At 53.6% G+C, this 18,723-nt stretch carries 21 protein-coding genes; 6 read left to right on the top strand and 15 right to left on the bottom strand.

The features are described from left to right. Positions 1–124: 124 nt before the first annotated feature. The 5 genes from accD to pdxB all read right to left on the bottom strand — a co-directional run bounded on the left by accD (position 125) and on the right by pdxB (position 4,902). Positions 125–1,039 carry an acetyl-CoA carboxylase, carboxyltransferase subunit beta gene (accD, locus tag HV041_RS03965; RefSeq protein WP_115601722.1) on the bottom strand — a complete coding sequence of 305 codons (915 nt, stop codon included), beginning with the start codon at positions 1,037–1,039 and terminating at the stop codon, positions 125–127. 149 nt (positions 1,040–1,188) lie between these two features. Next, complete coding sequence (locus HV041_RS03960) at positions 1,189–1,848, bottom strand: DedA family protein (RefSeq protein WP_003028140.1); 660 nt, start codon at positions 1,846–1,848, stop codon at positions 1,189–1,191. 24 nt (positions 1,849–1,872) lie between these two features. Beyond that, positions 1,873–2,685, bottom strand: a complete 813-nt coding sequence (gene truA / locus HV041_RS03955; RefSeq protein ID WP_048211053.1) for a tRNA pseudouridine(38-40) synthase TruA — start codon at positions 2,683–2,685, stop codon at positions 1,873–1,875. Continuing rightward, positions 2,685–3,698 (bottom strand): aspartate-semialdehyde dehydrogenase, encoded by a 1,014-nt coding sequence (locus HV041_RS03950; protein WP_048211052.1) that lies wholly within the window; start codon positions 3,696–3,698, stop codon positions 2,685–2,687. The genes truA and HV041_RS03950 overlap by 1 nt, the downstream gene beginning before the upstream one ends. Before the next feature lie 67 nt (positions 3,699–3,765). Continuing rightward, positions 3,766–4,902 carry a 4-phosphoerythronate dehydrogenase PdxB gene (gene pdxB, locus HV041_RS03945; protein ID WP_121584855.1) on the bottom strand — a complete coding sequence of 379 codons (1,137 nt, stop codon included), beginning with the start codon at positions 4,900–4,902 and terminating at the stop codon, positions 3,766–3,768. Between the two features lie 108 nt (positions 4,903–5,010). Between pdxB and flk the strand changes: the two genes are divergently transcribed. Then, a complete protein-coding gene (gene flk / locus HV041_RS03940; protein WP_121585493.1) occupies positions 5,011–6,018 on the top strand; it encodes a flagella biosynthesis regulator Flk in 1,008 nt (335 codons plus the stop codon). On the opposite strand, the gene HV041_RS03935 is transcribed toward flk, so the two are convergent. Beyond that, positions 6,015–7,193 (bottom strand): MFS transporter, encoded by a 1,179-nt coding sequence (locus HV041_RS03935; protein WP_121584856.1) that lies wholly within the window; start codon positions 7,191–7,193, stop codon positions 6,015–6,017. The genes flk and HV041_RS03935 overlap by 4 nt on opposite strands. A gap of 179 nt (positions 7,194–7,372) precedes the next feature. Further along, positions 7,373–7,747, bottom strand: a complete 375-nt coding sequence (locus tag HV041_RS03930) for a hypothetical protein (RefSeq protein WP_048212552.1) — start codon at positions 7,745–7,747, stop codon at positions 7,373–7,375. A 171-nt stretch (positions 7,748–7,918) separates the two neighbouring features. On the opposite strand from HV041_RS03930, the gene HV041_RS03925 reads away from it, so the two are divergent. From HV041_RS03925 to HV041_RS03915, 3 genes are all read left to right on the top strand, one after another. Next, entirely contained in the window at positions 7,919–8,164 is a 246-nt protein-coding gene (locus HV041_RS03925) for a helix-turn-helix domain-containing protein (RefSeq protein WP_048211049.1), read from the top strand. Positions 8,165–8,327: 163 nt separating this feature from the next. Continuing rightward, positions 8,328–8,696 carry a hypothetical protein gene (locus HV041_RS03920; RefSeq protein WP_048211048.1) on the top strand — a complete coding sequence of 123 codons (369 nt, stop codon included), beginning with the start codon at positions 8,328–8,330 and terminating at the stop codon, positions 8,694–8,696. Next, on the top strand, positions 8,696–9,214 hold the full coding sequence (locus tag HV041_RS03915) for a YbjP/YqhG family protein (RefSeq protein WP_086523400.1): 519 nt from the start codon (positions 8,696–8,698) through the stop codon (positions 9,212–9,214). The genes HV041_RS03920 and HV041_RS03915 overlap by 1 nt, the downstream gene beginning before the upstream one ends. Before the next feature lie 47 nt (positions 9,215–9,261). On the opposite strand, the gene fabB is transcribed toward HV041_RS03915, so the two are convergent. Next, a complete protein-coding gene (gene fabB / locus HV041_RS03910; protein WP_005129715.1) occupies positions 9,262–10,482 on the bottom strand; it encodes a beta-ketoacyl-ACP synthase I in 1,221 nt (406 codons plus the stop codon). A 159-nt stretch (positions 10,483–10,641) separates the two neighbouring features. Between fabB and mnmC the strand changes: the two genes are divergently transcribed. After that, positions 10,642–12,642, top strand: coding sequence for a bifunctional tRNA (5-methylaminomethyl-2-thiouridine)(34)-methyltransferase MnmD/FAD-dependent 5-carboxymethylaminomethyl-2-thiouridine(34) oxidoreductase MnmC (gene mnmC, locus HV041_RS03905; RefSeq protein ID WP_182294047.1), 2,001 nt, complete (start codon positions 10,642–10,644; stop codon positions 12,640–12,642). A 120-nt stretch (positions 12,643–12,762) separates the two neighbouring features. On the opposite strand, the gene HV041_RS03900 is transcribed toward mnmC, so the two are convergent. The 6 genes from HV041_RS03900 to prmB are packed head-to-tail and all read right to left on the bottom strand — an operon-like array spanning position 12,763 to position 17,315. Beyond that, entirely contained in the window at positions 12,763–13,041 is a 279-nt protein-coding gene (locus HV041_RS03900; protein ID WP_101742325.1) for a YfcL family protein, read from the bottom strand. Positions 13,042–13,073: 32 nt separating this feature from the next. Further along, complete coding sequence (locus HV041_RS03895) at positions 13,074–13,622, bottom strand: elongation factor P hydroxylase (RefSeq protein WP_003834819.1); 549 nt, start codon at positions 13,620–13,622, stop codon at positions 13,074–13,076. After that, positions 13,622–14,431 carry a sulfite exporter TauE/SafE family protein gene (locus HV041_RS03890; RefSeq protein WP_048211044.1) on the bottom strand — a complete coding sequence of 270 codons (810 nt, stop codon included), beginning with the start codon at positions 14,429–14,431 and terminating at the stop codon, positions 13,622–13,624. The genes HV041_RS03895 and HV041_RS03890 overlap by 1 nt, the downstream gene beginning before the upstream one ends. After that, positions 14,431–15,255: a penicillin-insensitive murein endopeptidase gene (mepA, locus tag HV041_RS03885; protein WP_061068236.1), complete on the bottom strand. Its 825-nt coding sequence runs from the start codon at positions 15,253–15,255 to the stop codon at positions 14,431–14,433. The genes HV041_RS03890 and mepA overlap by 1 nt, the downstream gene beginning before the upstream one ends. A gap of 2 nt (positions 15,256–15,257) precedes the next feature. After that, positions 15,258–16,343 carry a chorismate synthase gene (aroC, locus tag HV041_RS03880; RefSeq protein ID WP_048211043.1) on the bottom strand — a complete coding sequence of 362 codons (1,086 nt, stop codon included), beginning with the start codon at positions 16,341–16,343 and terminating at the stop codon, positions 15,258–15,260. A gap of 39 nt (positions 16,344–16,382) precedes the next feature. Further along, positions 16,383–17,315 (bottom strand): 50S ribosomal protein L3 N(5)-glutamine methyltransferase, encoded by a 933-nt coding sequence (prmB, locus tag HV041_RS03875; RefSeq protein ID WP_043017082.1) that lies wholly within the window; start codon positions 17,313–17,315, stop codon positions 16,383–16,385. A 166-nt stretch (positions 17,316–17,481) separates the two neighbouring features. Between prmB and smrB the strand changes: the two genes are divergently transcribed. After that, positions 17,482–18,033, top strand: a complete 552-nt coding sequence (smrB, locus tag HV041_RS03870) for an endonuclease SmrB (protein ID WP_048211042.1) — start codon at positions 17,482–17,484, stop codon at positions 18,031–18,033. 93 nt (positions 18,034–18,126) lie between these two features. Here the strand turns inward: smrB and sixA are convergent, their stop codons facing one another. Next, on the bottom strand, positions 18,127–18,612 hold the full coding sequence (sixA, locus tag HV041_RS03865) for a phosphohistidine phosphatase SixA (RefSeq protein WP_048211041.1): 486 nt from the start codon (positions 18,610–18,612) through the stop codon (positions 18,127–18,129). Positions 18,613–18,723: the final 111 nt, after the last annotated feature.

Raw genomic sequence — 18,723 nt, 5'->3', positions numbered from 1 at the left:
CGTCGTCTTTCAAGCTGCAGGTGTGTTGGCTGCTCTCGCTCACCCGAATCACTTGCCTGTGCAGGCTCATCGGGGTTCACTCTCATGCCGCCTTCCTGCAACTCGAAATCCATAGAGTAAGTTATCAGGCCTCTGATTCCTGATCGGGTACCGGAGGTACCACCTCGCCTTCACGCGGCTCATCCGGATTCGGCGCAGGAAGATTCATCAGCTTCGCCAGAATGCTTGCCAGTTTCAGGCGCATTTCCGGACGGCGGACAATCATATCGATAGCGCCTTTTTCAATCAGGAACTCGCTGCGCTGGAATCCCGGCGGCAGTTTCTCACGTACGGTTTGCTCGATAACGCGCGGACCTGCAAAGCCGATCAGTGCTTTCGGCTCAGCAATGTTGAGATCGCCCAGCATCGCGAAGCTTGCAGAAACACCACCCATGGTAGGGTCAGTCAGTACGGAAATGTACGGTAAACCACGTTCCTGCATTTTCGCCAGTGCGGCAGAGGTTTTCGCCATCTGCATCAGAGACATCAGCGCTTCCTGCATTCGCGCCCCGCCAGAAGCGGAGAAGCAGATCAGCGGACAGTTATCTTCCAGCGCCTGCTCAACGGCACGGACAAAACGCGCGCCGACCACAGAGCCCATGGAGCCGCCCATAAACGCGAACTCGAATGCTGCAGCAACGACCGGCATACCATGCAGCGTGCCTTTCATCACCACCAGCGCATCTTTCTCGCCGGTTTCTTTTTGCGCAGAAGCCAGTCTGTCTTTGTATTTTTTGGAATCACGAAACTTCAGCACGTCTTTCGGCTCAAGCTCGCTACCCAGTTCCACGAGAGAACCTTCATCTAACAGGCTATGCAGGCGATTACGCGCCGACATGCGCATGTGATGGTCACACTTCGGACAGACCTCAAGATTACGTTCCAGCTCAGCACGGTATAAAACCTGACCGCAGCTATCACACTTGGTCCACACCCCTTCAGGAATGCTTGCCTTGCGGGTGGGAGTAATGTTGCTTTTAATTCGTTCAATCCAGCTCATTGGTGACCTTTCTGCCTGAACCCTAGTCAGCTTTGTTATAAGGGGCGCATAATGCCATTTTTGCCCCTAACAGACCATGAATGTTGCACATTAAAACATAACAGCCCGAAACTTTGGATAAAAAAGTGGTCGAACCGCTGAGTTACTTTCTATTTTGCCGCCCGTGACGCAGCACGCTTATGGCGAATCACTTCAATTACGCCCGGCAATACGGAAAGAACGATAATCGCCACAATCAGTAATTTCAGGTTTTCCTGAACGATCGGCAAATCGCCGAACAGGTAGCCTGCGTAGGTGAACAACAATACCCACAGCAGCGCGCCTACGACGTTATACATCGCAAAATGACGGTAGGACATGTGTCCCATACCGGCAACAAACGGCGCAAATGTCCGTACGATAGGAACGAAACGCGCAAGAATAATGGTTTTACCGCCATGACGCTCATAGAACGCATGGGTTTTATCCAGATAGCTGCGGCGGAAAATTTTGGAATTTGGGTTACTGAACAGCTTCTCGCCAAACAATCGCCCGATGGTGTAGTTCACCGCATCGCCCACAATCGCCGCCACTATCATTAACGCCACCATCAGATGAACATTAAGATCGTTCGTTGGCAGCGCAGAAAGCGCACCAGCAACAAACAGCAGCGAATCGCCTGGCAGGAACGGCGTCACCACCAGTCCCGTTTCGCAGAACAGAATCAAAAACAGAATAGCGTATACCCAGATACCGTATTCCGCGACCAGCTCCGCCAGGTGCACATCAATGTGCAGGATAAAATCAATAAGAAAGTAAATCAGGTCCATAGTTATGCCTTTATACGACTCAAATTAGTCCGCCAGAAATAGCGGGCCCATAGGCGGTTTTGGCAGGTCGAACCGATCCGGGTAATCTACTGCAACCAGATACAGTCCTTCCGCTTTCGCCGTTGCCGCTGCCAGCGTTCTGTCCTTCGCCGCTAACAGTTCTGCTATCCAGCTCTCCGGCTGGTTGTGGGCACCTACTTCCATCAGGCTGCCGACAATATTCCTGACCATATGATGTACAAAGGCATTCGCTTTAATATCCACCACCACATACGCACCGAAACGTTCAACGTTAATGTGCATCACGTTACGCCACGGTGTGCGCGACTGACACTGCACCGCCCGAAACGAGGTAAAATCATTTTCGCCAATCAGACACTGGGCTGCACGATGCATACGCTCAGCATCCAGCGGCTCATAGTAATGGGTTACCCCTTTACCTAAAATCGCAGGACGCAACCGATGATTGTAGATGATGTAGCGATAACGGCGAGCCGTAGCGCTAAATCGGGCATGAAAATCATCGGGTACAGCTTTCACCCAGCGTACAGCGATGTCACCCGGTAAATTCGCATTTACCCCCAGTGTCCAGGCCGCATCTTTACGCTGCGCCGTCGTTTCAAAGTGAACAACCTGCCCTGTGCCATGAACGCCCGCATCCGTGCGTCCCGCACAAAAGACATTAATGCGTTCATTCGCCACCTGAGAGAGCGCTTTTTCCAGTTTTTCCTGAACGCTACGCACTTCGTTCTGGCGCTGCCAGCCATAATATTTGCTGCCATCGTACTCAATGCCCAGCGCAATTTTATGGGTTGACGGCTGTTGCTGGTCAGACATTAGTACAGGTACTCCTGCACAAGTTTTTCCGCAATTTTCACCGCCATTAACGCGCCGCCAAAGCGCACGTTGTCTGCCACAGACCAGAACTGAACTTGCTCAGGCATGCCGTAATCATTATGCACGCAGCCAATGGAAAGGTGCGGAGTACCTGACGCGTCGCCAACCTGAGTCGGGAAATCGGTCTCTTCTGACAGAACAATATCTTCACCACGAGAAAAGGCATCACGCGCCTCTTCTGCGGCCAGCGGGCGCAGCGCTTCAAAATTCACCATCTGCGCATGACCGTAGAACACGGGTGACTGCACGATGCTGGCTGAAATTAACAGGCCGTCATCCTGCATAATCTTGCGCACTTCATCAACAATACGACGCTCTTCCCGCACGCTACCTTCGCGATCGGGCAGCAGCGGCAGCATATTGAACGCCAGCTGACGGCCAAAAAAATCATCTTCGTCAATCGGGATGCCGTTAAGCAATTTCGCGCTTTGTCCGGCTAGTGCGTCTACGGCTTTTTTACCGTGAGCGGAAGCCGAAATAATATTGGTCACCGTAATACGTGAGAGGCCACCGTCATCAATCAATGGTTTCAGCGCGGAAAGCAGTTGGCTGGTCAGGCTGTTTGGCACCGCGATAACGTTACGATTGCGGTAATCCGCCAGTACAAATGGGTTAACGTCCGGGACGACCAGCGGAACGTCAGGCTCGAGCGCAAACAGACCACTGCTGTCAATAACCAGACAACCGGCATTGGTTGCTTCTTCAGCCCATGCCGCAGTGGCTTCAGTGCCCGCAACAAAAAATGCCAGCTGTGCCTGCGTCCAGTCAAAGTCAGCGACATCCTGCACTATGACTGATTTACCGTTAAAACGCAGGTGTTCACCGGCACTTTCATTGCGTGCCAGCGCATAAATTTCACCGACCGGGAACTGGCGTTCAGCCAGCGTATCGAGCAGGGCTTCGCCTACGGCGCCCGTTGCGCCCAGAATGGCAATATTCCAGCCTTCAGACATGGTGATTTACTCCAGAAATACGTAAGTGTCCCTGTCGCATTATTCGACAGGGAGCATTAAGAAGACATTAATGTGCCGGGTGATGAACGGCGTTAAAACCCAGCTTACACAGCAGGGCAGCAGCGGCTGCGTCGTCACACATCACATATAAAGACGACCATTCACGGCGCTCAAGATAATTCTTGCGCAGTTTATCAAATTCACCCGGAATTCCAGCGACTTTGCGCAGCGGCGCATCATCGCGGCGCACATCATACACTAAATGAACCAACCTTTTCAGCGTTGGCTGATCTAACGGGCCATGCAGGGTGATACGACCAAATTCCGGTGCGGGTAACAGGGTACTGAGCGCAACGTGCTGCTCGTGACCAATAAACTTACTATAGGCCTCAAAGACCTGCGTGGTGCCACGCGCTTTTCCTTCGAGGGTATACCCGGCAATGTGCGCCGTACCGATATCGGCTTTCTCCAGCAACGCCACATTGAGATCCGGCTCTCCTTCCCAGACATCCAGCACAACGCTCAGCGACTGACCGGCATTCAGCCGGTTCAGCAATGCTGTATTGTCGATGACCGGCCCACGGCAGGCGTTGATCAGAATAGTGCCCGGCTTCAGTCGGCTAATCAGCGCATCATCCGCCATGTGCAGCGTTTTGTAGGGGCCGTCTTTAAACAGTGGCGTATGGAAAGTCAGCACATCGGCTTGCTCTACCAGTTCGTCCAGCGAGCGGAAATCGCCCTCGTCACCGCGATCGGCTCGCGGTGGATCGCACAGCAGCGTGCGGATCCCCAGCGCTTCCAGACGCGCCTGCAAACGCCCACCCACGTTGCCCACACCCACAATGCCTACGGTGCGATCGCGTAACGCAAACCCGTCACGCTCCGCCAGCATCAACAATGCTGAAAAAACATATTCCACGACCGCAATCGCGTTACAGCCGGGCGCGGCGGAAAAACCGATCCCCGCCTGTGCAAGCCAGGCGTCATCCACATGGTCTGTACCAGCGGTTGCCGTACCGACAAATTTAACCGGTTTTCCACTAAGCAGTGATTCATTTACTTTCGTCACCGAACGCACCATTAACGCATCCGCCTCATCCAGTTCTGTGACGGGAATCGGACGACCGGGAACCGCTTTGACCTCCCCCAAACGACTGAACAGTTCGCGGGCATAGGGCATATTTTCATCAACGAGGATTTTCACGTCTTTCGCACCTGTTTGAGAACGAGAGTTAACCGGGCAAGTGTGCCATAATCTCGCCGCCAGGCATACTGCGAGACCTGGCCAGGACAGATTTAAGGAACAGAGATGATGCAGCCCATTTCAGGTACGCCCGCCCGCCCTCCCGGCGAAGGCCAAAATGCCCCTTCCGCTGCGGGTGAACAACCGTTATCCACGCAACAACGTACCGTACTGGAACGACTGATTACCCGTTTGATTTCGCTTACCCAACAGCAAAGCGCTGAGGTGTGGGCTGGAATGAAGCACGATTTGGGCGTTAAAAACGATACACCGCTGCAGTCACGTCACTTCCCCGCAGCAGAACAAAACCTGAATCAGCGTCTGGGGGTTGCTCAGCAGAATCATGCTAACCGTCAGGTTCTGTCGCAGCTCACTGAATTACTGAGTCAGGGAAATAATCGCCAGGCGGTGAGTGATTTCATCCGTCAACAGTACGGGCAGACAGCGCTCAGCCAGCTCACGCCAGAGCAGTTGAAGAACGTGCTCGCGCTGTTGCAGCAGGGGCAGCTTTCAATTCCGCAGCCACAACAGCGGCCGGCAACCGATCGCCCTTTATTACCCGCCGAGCACAATACGCTGAACCAGTTGGTCACTAAGCTGGCGGCCGCCACGGGAGAGTCGGGGAAAATGATCTGGCAGTCGATGCTGGAGCTGTCTGGCGTAAAAAGCGGCGAGCTGATCCCCGCCAAACAATTTACGCATCTGGTGACATGGTTGCAGGCGCGTCAGACCCTCAGCCAGCAAAATGCGCCGACGCTGCAAACGCTCCAGGCGGCGCTAAAACTGCCGCTGGAGCCAAATGAGCTAACGGCAATAAAAGAGTACGCACAGCAGACGTATCAGATCCAACCACAATCGATTCTGACCACGGTGCAGGTGCTGGACTTGCTCAATCAAATCTTCCTGCGCCGCGTGGAACGTGACCGGGAGCAGGAATTAAACGATCCGCGTCATCTGCAACCCATTTTCAGCCCGTTCGCACCAGTGATTGAAACGGTAAAAACACTGTCGGCACGACCGGGGCTGATGTTTGTCGCCTTGCTGATCGCATTAGCCCTGTTCTGGTTGCTTGCTTAACCTTTTCGCAGAGTCAGCAGCGTCACGAAAATGCCCACCACCGCGGAAATCGCCCCGGCAAGGAATACCGAGGAGTAACCGTATGCAGTGGCCAGAACCCCGGCAACAGGACCGCTTATGCCGTAGGAGATATCCTGAAACGCGGCGTAACCGCCGAGAGCCGTACCACGAACCTGGGCAGGCACTCGCTTCACGACCTCGACGCCCAAGGCCGGGAAGATAAGCGAACACCCGGCCCCGGTTAATGCCGCTCCCAGCAGTGCAACCCAGGCTGTTGGGGCCTGCCACAGCAGAATCAGTCCAGCGGTTTCCACCAGCAAAGAGACAACGGCAACCTTCACGCCGCCGAACCGGTCCGGCATCCAGCCAAACAGAATGCGCATCAGCACAAACGCCCCGCCAAATGCGGTCAGGGTGAACCCCGCCATCGTCCAGCCGTTGCTGACAAAATAGAGTGAAATAAATGTACCGATCACCGCAAAGCCAACGCCCTGCAGCGCCAGGCCCAGGCCCGGTTTCCAGATAAGCCCTACCACACTCCATAACGAAGGACGCTCTCCTGCATGTGCAGGCACTTTGCGCACGGTGCCATTGAATGCCCATGCTAGCAGCGGTAATACCATCGTGGTTCCTGCCAGCGCCGCAAAGCCAAAGTGGCTGTGGATCAAAAGCCCCAGCGGCGCCCCCGCGGCCAGCGCGCCGTAAATCGCCATCCCGTTCCACGACATCACCTTGCCGGAACGCGTTGGCCCAACCAGCCCCAGCCCCCAGGTCAGCGTTCCGGTGAGCAACTGGCTTTCGCCAAAACCAAGGATCAAGCGCCCGACAATCAACAACGCAAACTTCACCGGAACGGAAACGGGCAATAGCGCGGCTAACAGCCACGCCGCGCCCGCCAGCGCACAGGCAAACATCCCCTGTAGCGCCGAACGTTTAGCACCATATTGATCGGCTAAGCGCCCGGCGTAGCCGCGCGTTAATACCGTTGCCAGAAACTGTACGCCAACGGCGATACCGACCATGGTGTTGCCATAGCCCAGCTCCTGGTGCACAAACAGAGGAATGACGGGCAAAGGTAAACCGACCGTCATATAGGTCAGGAAAACCGCAAAAGCGATACGAAACAGCGAAAAATTCGCCGAAGGTGTTTTTTCTTGTTGGGTTACAGCTGTCATGCGTTACTCCAAAATGCAGAGTAAGGCGAGGAATGTCCACGCCCCCTCTACCTGACTATCAGGATTAAGGTGCGTTGGATAACGTTAAACGCTTACGCATTATCAAGAGGATAATGTTGAAGCTGGAGTCTGCCTGCGAGTGGCCCTGGCTGTCAACTGTGAAAGCATAGCAGTGCGTTTCAAAGCGATGACTTCTCTACGAACAAAAAGGGAAATACCGCTTCAACGCCTTTCGTTCTGAACCGCCCGGTTACCTGTTCACGCTGCTGCGGCGTCAGGAGCAGGAACATCATATCCCAAATCTCTTTGGGTCCTGCTTCCTGCACGATGTTGCAATCTGGTGCTTCTGTTTTCTCATTTTCATTCAGATACGAGCGTACATACAGTGGGAACACAGAAATATGAAATTCCTCGGCCTTAGATTTCGCTCGCTTGCGCTTAACGCCCTCTTTCCCTTCACTGTAGGTATTTAAGCGCAGGCGTACAGCGGGTGCGCTTCCAGGAAACCCCGGTAATTCAAGACACTCCTTGACCGTGAACCACTCTTTTACCATCAGTTTCTTTCCTTTCTGCTGATGAAATAAAAATATTTTTTCTTTTTCGCGAAATTTCAAATTAATTCTGGCAATATTCCTACGACAAAAAGAAAGTAACGTTCTTTTGTCTTTCTAATTTATAACCTGAAAAATATCGGTGCCGATAACACATCTTCTTAGGATTACAGAATGGAACAAAAAAGCCAAGACTGGCATCGTGCAGATATTAAAAGTGCACTGGAAAAAAGAGGTATTACACTCAGAGAGTTGTCACGTTCGGCAGGTTTATCTCCTGACTCGCTGCGTAATGTATTTACCCGCAACTGGCCCCGAGCAGAACAGATCATCGCACAGGCGCTGGAAACCACGCCGGACGTGATTTGGCCGTCACGTTATCTCTCAAAATCAGCAAAAAAAAGCCGTTACAAAGAATAATCATTAATTATAAATATATCTTTAAGAATTTACCCAGCAAATTGATTAATATCTCAATTAAATATATTTATGATATTAATAGCACTATCGGCTATTCCCATCAGATTAAATCCTGTTAAAGCAATACACGAACTTATTACATATTTCATTAACAGGAGTCATGATGAGCTGGAATAAAACAACAGCAGTTAATTACGCTAAATCACACGCGAGTTCACATTCTCAAGGACGCTGCGCGGAATTTACCCGCAAAGCCATTCAGGCAGGAGGTATCACTCTTGGGCATACTTATCATGCTAAAGATTATGGCCCCATGCTAAAAAGTGCCGGTTTCAGCCCTATCGGCACATTTGAACAACCCCGAGAAGGCGATGTCGTCATCATTCAGCCTTATGAAGGAGGAAACCCAAGCGGGCATATGGCGATATTTGACGGTCAGGCGTGGTACTCCGATTTTAGACAACGCGATATGTGGGCCGGACCTGGCTATCGGGCGGCAAAACCGTCATACACTATTTACAGGAAGCAGTAATGAAAGCATTCTCGTTGATTGCTCTGGTGCTGTTACTTTGCGGCTGCTCTACACCGCGCCACGATAGCTCCCGGGATGTAAAACAATTCTATCTCGCGTGGATGTCCGCCTACACACAAGAGCGGGATACATCCGCACTCATGCAACGCTATGTGGCGAAAGACGTTATCAATCGTCTGGCGCTGATTGACGGCCTTTATGAGCAGGAAATTCTGGACTCGGACTACTTTATGTACGTACAGGATTACGACCCGGAGTGGATCCCGCTGTTACGGGTTGGACCGGCTCAACCTTTTCTCGGTGGCGAAAAGGTGGAAGTACAATTAGGTGGGCCGACAGGTGAAGTCCCCATGCTGTTGGAGGTATATACGCGTTGGGAAGACAGGCGCTGGAAAATTTATCGCGTTCGCGATATTAGCGATCGTTATGAACAGCCCATCTACAGTACCGGGGATATTACCCGTGCGAAAGCTTGGTCTGCGGAGATCGCACCGGAGTACGAAAAGATGAATAAGTAAAAAAGGGAGCCTGACGGCTCCCTTTCGTGTACTGCATTAGCCGAGACTTATGCTTTCAGCTTACGCATAACCAGCGTGGCGTTGGTGCCGCCAAAACCGAAGCTGTTAGACATAACAGTCGTCAACGCTTGCTCGGTCGGTTTAGTCACGATGTTCAGACCTGCAGCCTGCTCGTCCAGCTCTTCAATGTTGATGCTCGGCGCGATAAAACCGTGTTCCAGCATCAGCAGAGAGTAGATAGCTTCCTGAACGCCAGCCGCACCCAGTGAGTGACCGGTCATGGCTTTGGTTGCAGAAATGGCCGGGCTGTTATCGCCAAAGACTTCGCGGATTGCGCCCAGTTCCTTCACGTCGCCTACCGGAGTAGAAGTACCGTGGGAGTTCAGGTAGTCGATCGGCGTGTCTACGCCGTGCATCGCCATCTGCATGCAACGTACTGCGCCTTCGCCAGACGGAGCAACCATGTCTGCGCCATCGGACGTTGCGCCGTACCCGACGATTTCCGCATAGATGTGCGCGCCACGGGCCAGAGCGTGTTCCAGCTCTTCGACCACCACCATACCGCCGCCGCCTGCGATAACAAAACCGTCACGGTGTGCATCATAAGTACGGGAAGCTTGAGACGGGTTATCGTTATATTTGGTAGACAGCGCGCCCATTGCGTCGAACTCGCATGCCATTTCCCAGCACAACTCTTCGCCGCCGCCAGCAAAAACGATGTCCTGCTTGCCCAACTGAATTTGTTCAACAGCGTTGCCGATACAGTGTGCAGAAGTTGCACAGGCGGAGCTGATGGAGTAGTTGACGCCGTGGATTTTGAACGGCGTTGCGAGGCAGGCAGAAACGCCGGACGCCATCGCTTTGGTGACCACATACGGGCCAACCGCTTTCAGACCACGCGGGCTACGCATTGCGTCAGCGCCGAATACCTGAAAACGCGGGGAGCCGCCGCCGGAACCTGCAATCAGGCCAACGCGCGGATTGTTCTGATAATCTTCTGCAGCCAGGCCGGCATCAGCCACTGCCTGCTCCATAGAAAGGAAAGCATAGATGGATGCGTCGCTCATAAAGCGCACTACTTTGCGGTCAATGAGGCCAGTGGTATCCAGTTTTACGTTGCCCCAAACGTGGCTACGCATGCCGGAGTCCTTCAGCTCCTGAGAGAAAGTGATCCCTGAACGTCCTTCACGCAGAGATGCCAGGACTTCCTGCTGGTTATTACCGATGCTGGAAACGATGCCCAAGCCAGTAATCACTGCACGTTTCATTCAATACCTCTGTAAGTCGCACTATTTTAAAGTTTCGAGTGGCACAATAGCGTACACTTGTACGCCGAACAAGTCCGATCAGCCATTTTGTGTGGAAATTTGCGCAGCCAGGCACTCCTCGTTAAGATCGGGGCACAGCCTGTCAGACGAGTAACTTACGTGAAACAATACGCTATACAACCTGCCAACCTTGAATTCAACGCTGAGGGTACACCTGTTTCCCGAGATTTTGACGATGTCTATTTTTCCAATGATAACGGGCTGGAAGAGACACGTTACGTCTTCCTTGGCGGCAACCACCTCGCCGAACGTTTTCCTGTGCACCCACGCCCGGTGTTCGTGGTGGCAGAAAGTGGCTTTGGTACCGGGCTAAACTTCCTCACGCTCTGGCAGGTATTCGCCACCTTTCGCAACGCACACCCTGACGCTACCCTGGAAAGATTACATTTCATCAGTTTTGAAAAATTTCCGCTGACGCGTGAGGATCTGACACTAGCGCATCAGCGCTGGCCGGAACTGGCGTCGTGGGCAGAGCAACTCCAGGCACAGTGGCCACTGCCGCTGGCGGGTTGCCATCGTCTAGTGCTTGATGAGGGGCGGGTTACTCTGGATCTGTGGTTCGGCGACATCAACGAACTCACCAGTAAGCTGGACGAGTCTCTGAACCAACAGGTTGATGCCTGGTTCCTGGACGGCTTCGCCCCAGCCAAAAATCCGGATATGTGGACGCCAACACTCTTTAACGCCATGGCCAGACTGGCCCGACCAGGCGGTACGCTGGCGACCTTCACTTCGGCTGGTTTTGTACGCCGGGGATTGCAGGAAGCCGGATTTACGATGCAAAAATGCAAAGGTTTTGGTCGCAAACGTGAAATGCTCTGTGGCGTAATGGAACAAACTCAGGCGCTGCCTTCCTCAGCCCCCTGGTTTGCACGTACGGGAACTGAGAAGCGCGAAGCCGCCATTATTGGCGGCGGTATTGCCAGCGCATTGCTGTCTCTGGCGCTACTGCGTAGAGGCTGGCAGGTCACACTCTATTGCGCGGACGATAAGCCTGCGCAGGGCGCATCCGGTAATCGCCAGGGCGCGCTCTATCCGTTACTCAGCAAGCATGACGCGGCTATTAATCTCTTTTTCCCCACCGCGTTTACCTTCGCCCGTCGACTGTATGACACCCTCCCCGTTGAGTTCGCGCATGACTGGTGCGGCGTAACGCAACTCGCATGGGACGAAAAAAGCCAGCAAAAAATCGCCCAGATGTTGTCCCTTGAACTGCCCGAAGCGCTCGCCGTCGGCGTGGACGCCGATCAAATTTTGCAAACAACAGGCGTAGTGACCGAATGTGATGGCATCCAGTACCCGGCCGGCGGATGGCTGTGTCCGGCGCAGCTTACCACTGCCGTTCTCGAGTATGCGATAACGCTTGGGTTACGTACTTACTACCAACACACACTGACCTCACTTGCTCATCAAACCGATAGCTGGCAGTTGCAGTTCGCCAGCGGGGAAGCGGCAACACATGAGGTCGTGGTTCTGGCGAATGGGCATCGCATTAACGGCGTTGAACAGACGCAGTCGCTACCGGTGTACTCCGTAGGCGGTCAGGTGAGTCACATTCCTACTACGCCTTCGCTTTCAGCGCTGCATCAGGTGCTGTGCTATGACGGCTACCTCACGCCGCACAACCCGCAAAATCAGCAGCACTGCATTGGCGCCAGTTATCATCGCGGAAGTGAAGAAACGGTGTATCGTGCTGACGATCAGCAGCAAAACCGTCAGCGCTTAATAGATTGTTTCCCGAATGCCGCGTGGGCAAAAGAAGTAGACGTTAGTGGCAATGCCGCACGTTGTGGAGTGCGCTGCGCCACGCGCGATCACATGCCGATGGTCGGTAATGTGCCGGACTATAACGCCACACTCAGCCAGTACGCCACGCTTGCCGAAGACAAAGAGCATGCTTTAAGCGCACCGATATACCCGGATTTGTTCATGTTTGGCGCGCTGGGGTCACGTGGGTTATGTTCTGCCCCGCTATGTGCAGAAATTCTGGCCGCGCAAATGAGTGATGAACCGATCCCAATGGATGCCAGCACGCTGGCGGCGCTGAATCCGAATCGTCTGTGGGTACGGAAGTTATTGAAGGGTAAAACGGTGAAATAAAAGGATGGGGTGTCAGCCGATCATTGCCCGATGGCGCTACGCTTATCAGGCCTACAAACACCCGCCCACGTGTGCCGGATAAGACACCTCAGTGTCGCCATCCGGCACACGCTACTGTACTTATTGTTTTGTCGCCTTCAGGAACAAGGTGTCCCACATATCTTTCACTAACGCCTGGTCACGCGGCGAGAGTTCGCCCGCGCTGATGGCTTTCTCCAGACTGCTGGTCACATTGGCGTACAATGCCTCAGCGGAATGGTCCTCGCCAGCATCCAGCTCAGCCACAGCCAGCGTCAGGTGCCCACGCAAATAACCACTGGCAAACAACTCATCATCGCTGGCGTGCTCTACCATATCGTCGATTAATGCCAGAATGCGTGATTCAAACTCCGCGATCATCTTCTTTCCTCATTGTAAACGTGGCAGCGGCTTCAGTTGAGCGCTTCGGGCCACGGGAATTGTTCCGCCGTAAGTTCAGGCGTGTGATAATAATTCTGTAACGCGTTAATAAAACGCGCCGGACGTTCAGGGATCCCCTTTTCCAGGTACTCCATTACCTGAGCATGAACACGGCGCTGGAATACCACGCGATCTGGTTCAAAGTCCCCTTCCAGGTTGTCGCAACTGACGTTAAACGGGTAACCCGCCGCCATGCAAAACAGCCAGTCAAACGCCTGCGGCTTCACTTCCACATCTTCAAACTGGCATTGTGTCTTCGCGTCGCGTCCGTCCGGGCAGTACCAGTAACCAAAATCGACCAGCTCACGACGGGCTTTACCGGCGATGCACCAGTGTGAAATTTCGTGTAAAGCACTGGCGTAATAACCATGCGCAAAAACGATACGGTGATACGGTAATTCCGCATCCGCAGGAAGATAGATCGGTTCGTCGTCGCCTTTAATCAGACGGGTATTAAATTCATCGGCAAAGCAGCCGTTAAAAATCTCAATTAACTGTTCGTAGTGATGCGTATTATTCATTAGTTCATCCCCAGCCAGTGGAGAATCTCCTGTCCATGATTATCATAAAGTAGCTTGGCACTCATCACGGCGGAGACAATAACGATCATTGGCCGAATGAGTTTTTGTCCTTTGCTGAGCACCAGTCGAGAGCCCATCCGTGCACCAATAAACTGGCCAATAAGCATCACAAAGCCCGTCGCCCAAATCACTTTGCCGCCGAGGGCAAACAGCAATAGCCCACCTATATTCGAGGTGGCATTTAATACTTTGGCGTGGGCCGTCGATTTCGCCAGGTTGTAGCCGCACAGCATGACAAAGGCCAGCGCGTAGAACGACCCCGCCGCCGGGCCAAAAAAGCCATCGTAAAAACCGACGCAGCCTCCGGCCACCAGCGCGAAAGGCAGCCCGTGCAATCGACGCTGCCGGTCCTCTTCCCCTACTTTCGGCATTAACAGAAAGTAAAGGCCAATACAGATAACCAGAACCGGCAGGATCTGGCGCAAAATGTCTGACTGCACATGCTGAACCAGCAGCGCGCCGCTCATTGAGCCGATAAAGGTCATGAAGATATTGAGCTTCTGATCCGCCAGATTAACCACGCCACGACGAATAAAATAGAGGGAGGAAGAGATAGATCCCCCGCAGGCCTGCAATTTATTGGTGGCCAGAGCTTGCGCAGGTGGCATCCCGGCCGCCATCAATGCCGGGATGGTGAGTAAACCACCGCCTCCGGCCAAAGAATCAATAAAACCTGCCAGCATCGCCACAAAAAAAAGCACACCTAACAGCAGTGGCGTCACCATAAACAGAGAGGCAAAATGATCCATTAGAGTACATGCTCGTCCAGTAGCGCCTGGCAGGAAGGCGGCAACGGCGGCGGTGTCTTCTTCTCAGGCTTGGTGGTTCCAGGTTTCGGAGGTTCGAACCAGCTTTGCAGCTCCGCGCCGCAGCCGTCACCCGGTGGCGGTAACGGTTGATCTTCGCACTCAAGGCTGTCGGCAGGGCAACGTAACCGGACGTGCATATGCGCACGGTGCTGGAACCATGGCCGCACTTTACGCAACCAGTCCCTGTCGGTCCCTGCATCCAGACAAAGTTGTTGCTTAATCGCCGGATTCACGAAAATACGCGTTACTTCATTATCTTTTGCAGCCAGCCTTACCAGGCTGAAAATCTCCGGCTTCCACAGGGACGGTACAACACGTTTACCATCCTGCGAGACCAGATCTAACGCCTGTGGCCGCAGCAGTTGTGACTGGGTCCAGCGCGTTTTCGGCAGTTGCAGGAAAATATCCACATCCAGCCCGGTCTGGTGACTGGCATGACCGCCATTAAATCGCCCACCGGCCGGCATACCCATATCGCCGATTAACACCGTGCCCAGCCCCTGACTATTAGCCTGATTACTCAGACGCTGGATAAACCTCACCAGATCCGGATGGCCAAAGTAACGACGCTGATCGGTGCGCATTACCTGATAGTGTTCTGACTGTACAGGCAGCGTCTCTGCGCCAACTATACAGCCATTGGAAAACGCGCCGATAGACTGCGCGCTGCCCGCAACCGGATGGGTAATTTTCTGCCAGGGCGTCGCCGCCAGACAGGCGGTACTGGCAAACAGAGCCAGCGCCGCAAGTGCCGTTTTTTTCATTTTTACCAGCGTGGAATATCGGTCTTCACATCCGCATTTTGCGCCCGCTGACGCAGCAAGTGATCCATCAACACGATCGCCAGCATTGCTTCAGCGATCGGCACTGCGCGGATCCCAACGCACGGATCGTGACGACCTTTAGTGATCATGTCGACTTCTTCACCAAAGCGATTAATGGTGCGCCCTGGTACGGTAATACTGGACGTCGGTTTCAGCGCCATATGGGCAATAATTTGTTGCCCGCTGCTGATCCCGCCCAAAATGCCGCCCGCATGGTTGCTCTGAAAACCGTCTTTGGTGATTTCATCGCGGTTCTGACTGCCGCGCAGCGCTACAACGTCAAATCCGTCGCCAATCTCAACGCCCTTAACGGCATTTATGCTCATCAGCGCATGGGCGATGTCGGCATCCAGACGGTCGAATACAGGTTCGCCGAGACCCGCAGGTACGCCGCTTGCAACAACGGTTACTTTCGCCCCGATGGAGTCGCCCTCTTTCTTCAGCCCGCGCATCAGTTCATCCAGCGCTTCAATTTTATCCGGGTCCGGGCAAAAGAAGGGATTCAATTCGACCTGAGACCAGTCCTTGATCTCCAGCGGAATATCACCCATCTGTGTCAGACAGCCGCGAATTTCGACGCCGAATTTTTCCGCCAGATATTTTTTGGCAATCGCGCCAGCCGCAACGCGCATCGCCGTTTCACGTGCGGATGAACGTCCGCCGCCACGGTAATCGCGCAGGCCATATTTCTGCTCATAGGTATAGTCGGCGTGTCCTGGACGGAAAACATCCTTGATCGCGCCATAATCCTGTGAACGTTGATCGGTATTTTCGATCAGCAGGCCAATGCTGGTGCCGGTAGTAACGCCCTCGAATACGCCGGAGAGGATTTTCACCTGATCCGGCTCACGACGCTGCGTAGTGTAGCGCGAAGTGCCAGGACGACGTCTGTCGAGATCGTGCTGCAGGTCAGCTTCTGTCAGAGAAATGCCCGGCGGAACACCATCGACAATACAACCGAGCGCCAGCCCGTGTGATTCGCCGAAGGTGGTTACGCGAAAGAGTTGCCCAATTGTATTTCCTGCCATCACGGCTCCGTTATGCGTGTTGTGTATGTGCGCGTGTATTTAGTCTTTGTAAATGCTGAAGTGCTCACGAGCGGCGATCAACTGCTCTTTGGTCAGCATGAATACGCCGTCACCGCCGTTATCGAACTCCAGCCAGGTGAACGGTACATCCGGATATTGCTCTATCAGATGTACCATGCTGTTTCCGACTTCACAAATCAGAATACCGTTATCTGACAGGTAGTCCGGGGCGTTACCCAGAATGCGGCGGGTAAGTTTCAGCCCATCGCTACCGGAGGCCAGGCCCAGCTCAGGCTCATGGCGGTATTCGTTTGGCAGATCGGACATATCTTCTGCATCGACATACGGCGGATTGGTCACAATCAGGTCATACTGAACCTTCAGCAGATCGCGGAACAGATCGGAGCGGATCGGCGTAACATGATGGATCAGGCCGTGCTCTTCAATGTTGTGCTCGGTCACCGCCAGCGCATCAGTGGAAATGTCCACCGCATCGACTTCGGCTTCCGGGAAGGCATACGCGCAGGCAATGGCAATACAGCCGCTGCCGGTACACATATCGAGGATATGCTGCGGCTGCTCATTAATCAGGCCCGCAAAGCGGTTATTGATAAGCTCGCCGATCGGTGAACGTGGAACCAGCACGCGTTCATCGACATAAAATTCATGCCCGCAGAACCAGGCTTTGTTAGTCAGATAAGCCACCGGAATGCGCTCGTTGACGCGGCGAATCACGCGTTCAACAATACGATGGCGTTCGCTGGAAGTCAGACGCGCAGTGCGCATATCTTCTGGGATATCCAGCGGCAAATAAAGCGACGGCAGCACCAGTTGTACGGCCTCGTCCCATGGGTTATCCGTGCCATGGCCATACCAGATATTCGCCGCGCTAAAACGGCTGACCGCCCAACGCAACATGTCCTGAATGGTATGCAGTTCACTCACGGCTTCATCGACGAAAATTTTATCCACGTATTTCTCCAGGGCATGCTCGTATTAATTTCGGCGGCTAGTTTGCCACGAAGACGGCGATAAATCAGCATTCACGCGGAGCCTGAGCGCGAAAATTGCGTTTTAAGCGATCGGATGCCCGCCGAGTCGGGTTAAACTAACGGAAAATAAAAGATGAGACGCTCGAATGAAAAAGAAAACATCGCTCAGCGAGGAGGATCAGACGCTGTTTCGCCAGCTGATGACCGGCACGCGTAAAATTAAACAGGACACTATTGTTCACCGACCGCCACGTAAAAAAATCACCGAGGTTCCGGTTAAAAAGCTGCTGCAGGAACAGGCGGATGCCAGCCACTATTTCTCGGACGAATTTCAGCCGCTACTGAATACGGACGGCCCGGTAAGATACCTGCGTGCCGACGTCAGCCATTTCGAACTGAAGAAAATGCGCCGTGGTGATTACTCCCCGGAGCTGTTTCTCGATCTGCACGGGCTGACCCAGCAGCAGGCCAAACAGGAGTTAGGCGCGCTGATTGCCGCCTGTCGTCGTGAGCATGTGTTTTGCGCCTGCGTGATGCACGGCCACGGGAAGCATATTCTTAAGCAGCAAACGCCGCTCTGGCTGGCACAACATCCGCATGTGATGGCCTTTCATCAGGCGCCGAAAGAGTACGGTGGTGACGCCGCGCTGCTGGTGCTGATTGAAGTGGAAGAGTGGCTGCCGCCCGAACTTCCCTGATGCAGAAAACAGAAAGAGCCGCATTTGCGGCTCTTTGATTTTCCGGATGGCGGCTGTGCCTTATCCGGACGATGAAACGTGGCACGGGTTCGATTAAATCGCCTTTGCCATTTTCAAATTACACGGGCTCATCTGCCAGTTGAAAATGCCCTTTCCGCTCTCATCAAGCGTTACGCTGGCAATCGCAGATGTGGTAAACATCGGCGGCGTTTCACCCGGGCAAAGCTCAGACACCAGATATCCCACTAACGGTAAGTGAGAAATTACCAGTGCCGTGGCGATACCTTCATTGGCCAGAGCCTGTAAATAGGCGCTGACCAGACCGACATCGCCGCAGGGAGTCAGCTCCGGCAAAACATCCACACCGGCTGGCAGGTTCATACACTCTCCCACCACATCCAGCGTCTGTTCGGCTCGTAGGAACGGGCTCACCAGAACACGTTCGATATCCACTTTTTGACCTTTAAGCCAGTTCGCCATCAGGCGAGATTCGTCACAACCACAAGAGGTTAAAGGACGAACCGAATCACTGGCGGCATCGAGGGCCGCGTCGCCGTGACGCATGATAAAAACTTGCATATTGCACCGCTTTTGTTAACCAGGATCACCAACACCTTTATTCACCGCCCCTATTGACCGTGGTAACGATGTGGTGGCCGGCATTGTGCCTTATCCATTCACCGAATGAAA

This window comes from Citrobacter sp. RHBSTW-00029 (assembly GCF_014104295.1).
Lineage (GTDB): Bacteria > Pseudomonadota > Gammaproteobacteria > Enterobacterales > Enterobacteriaceae > Citrobacter > Citrobacter youngae.
Note: the sequence above shows the minus strand (reverse complement) of the source record. Positions and strands in the feature narration are given on the sequence as shown.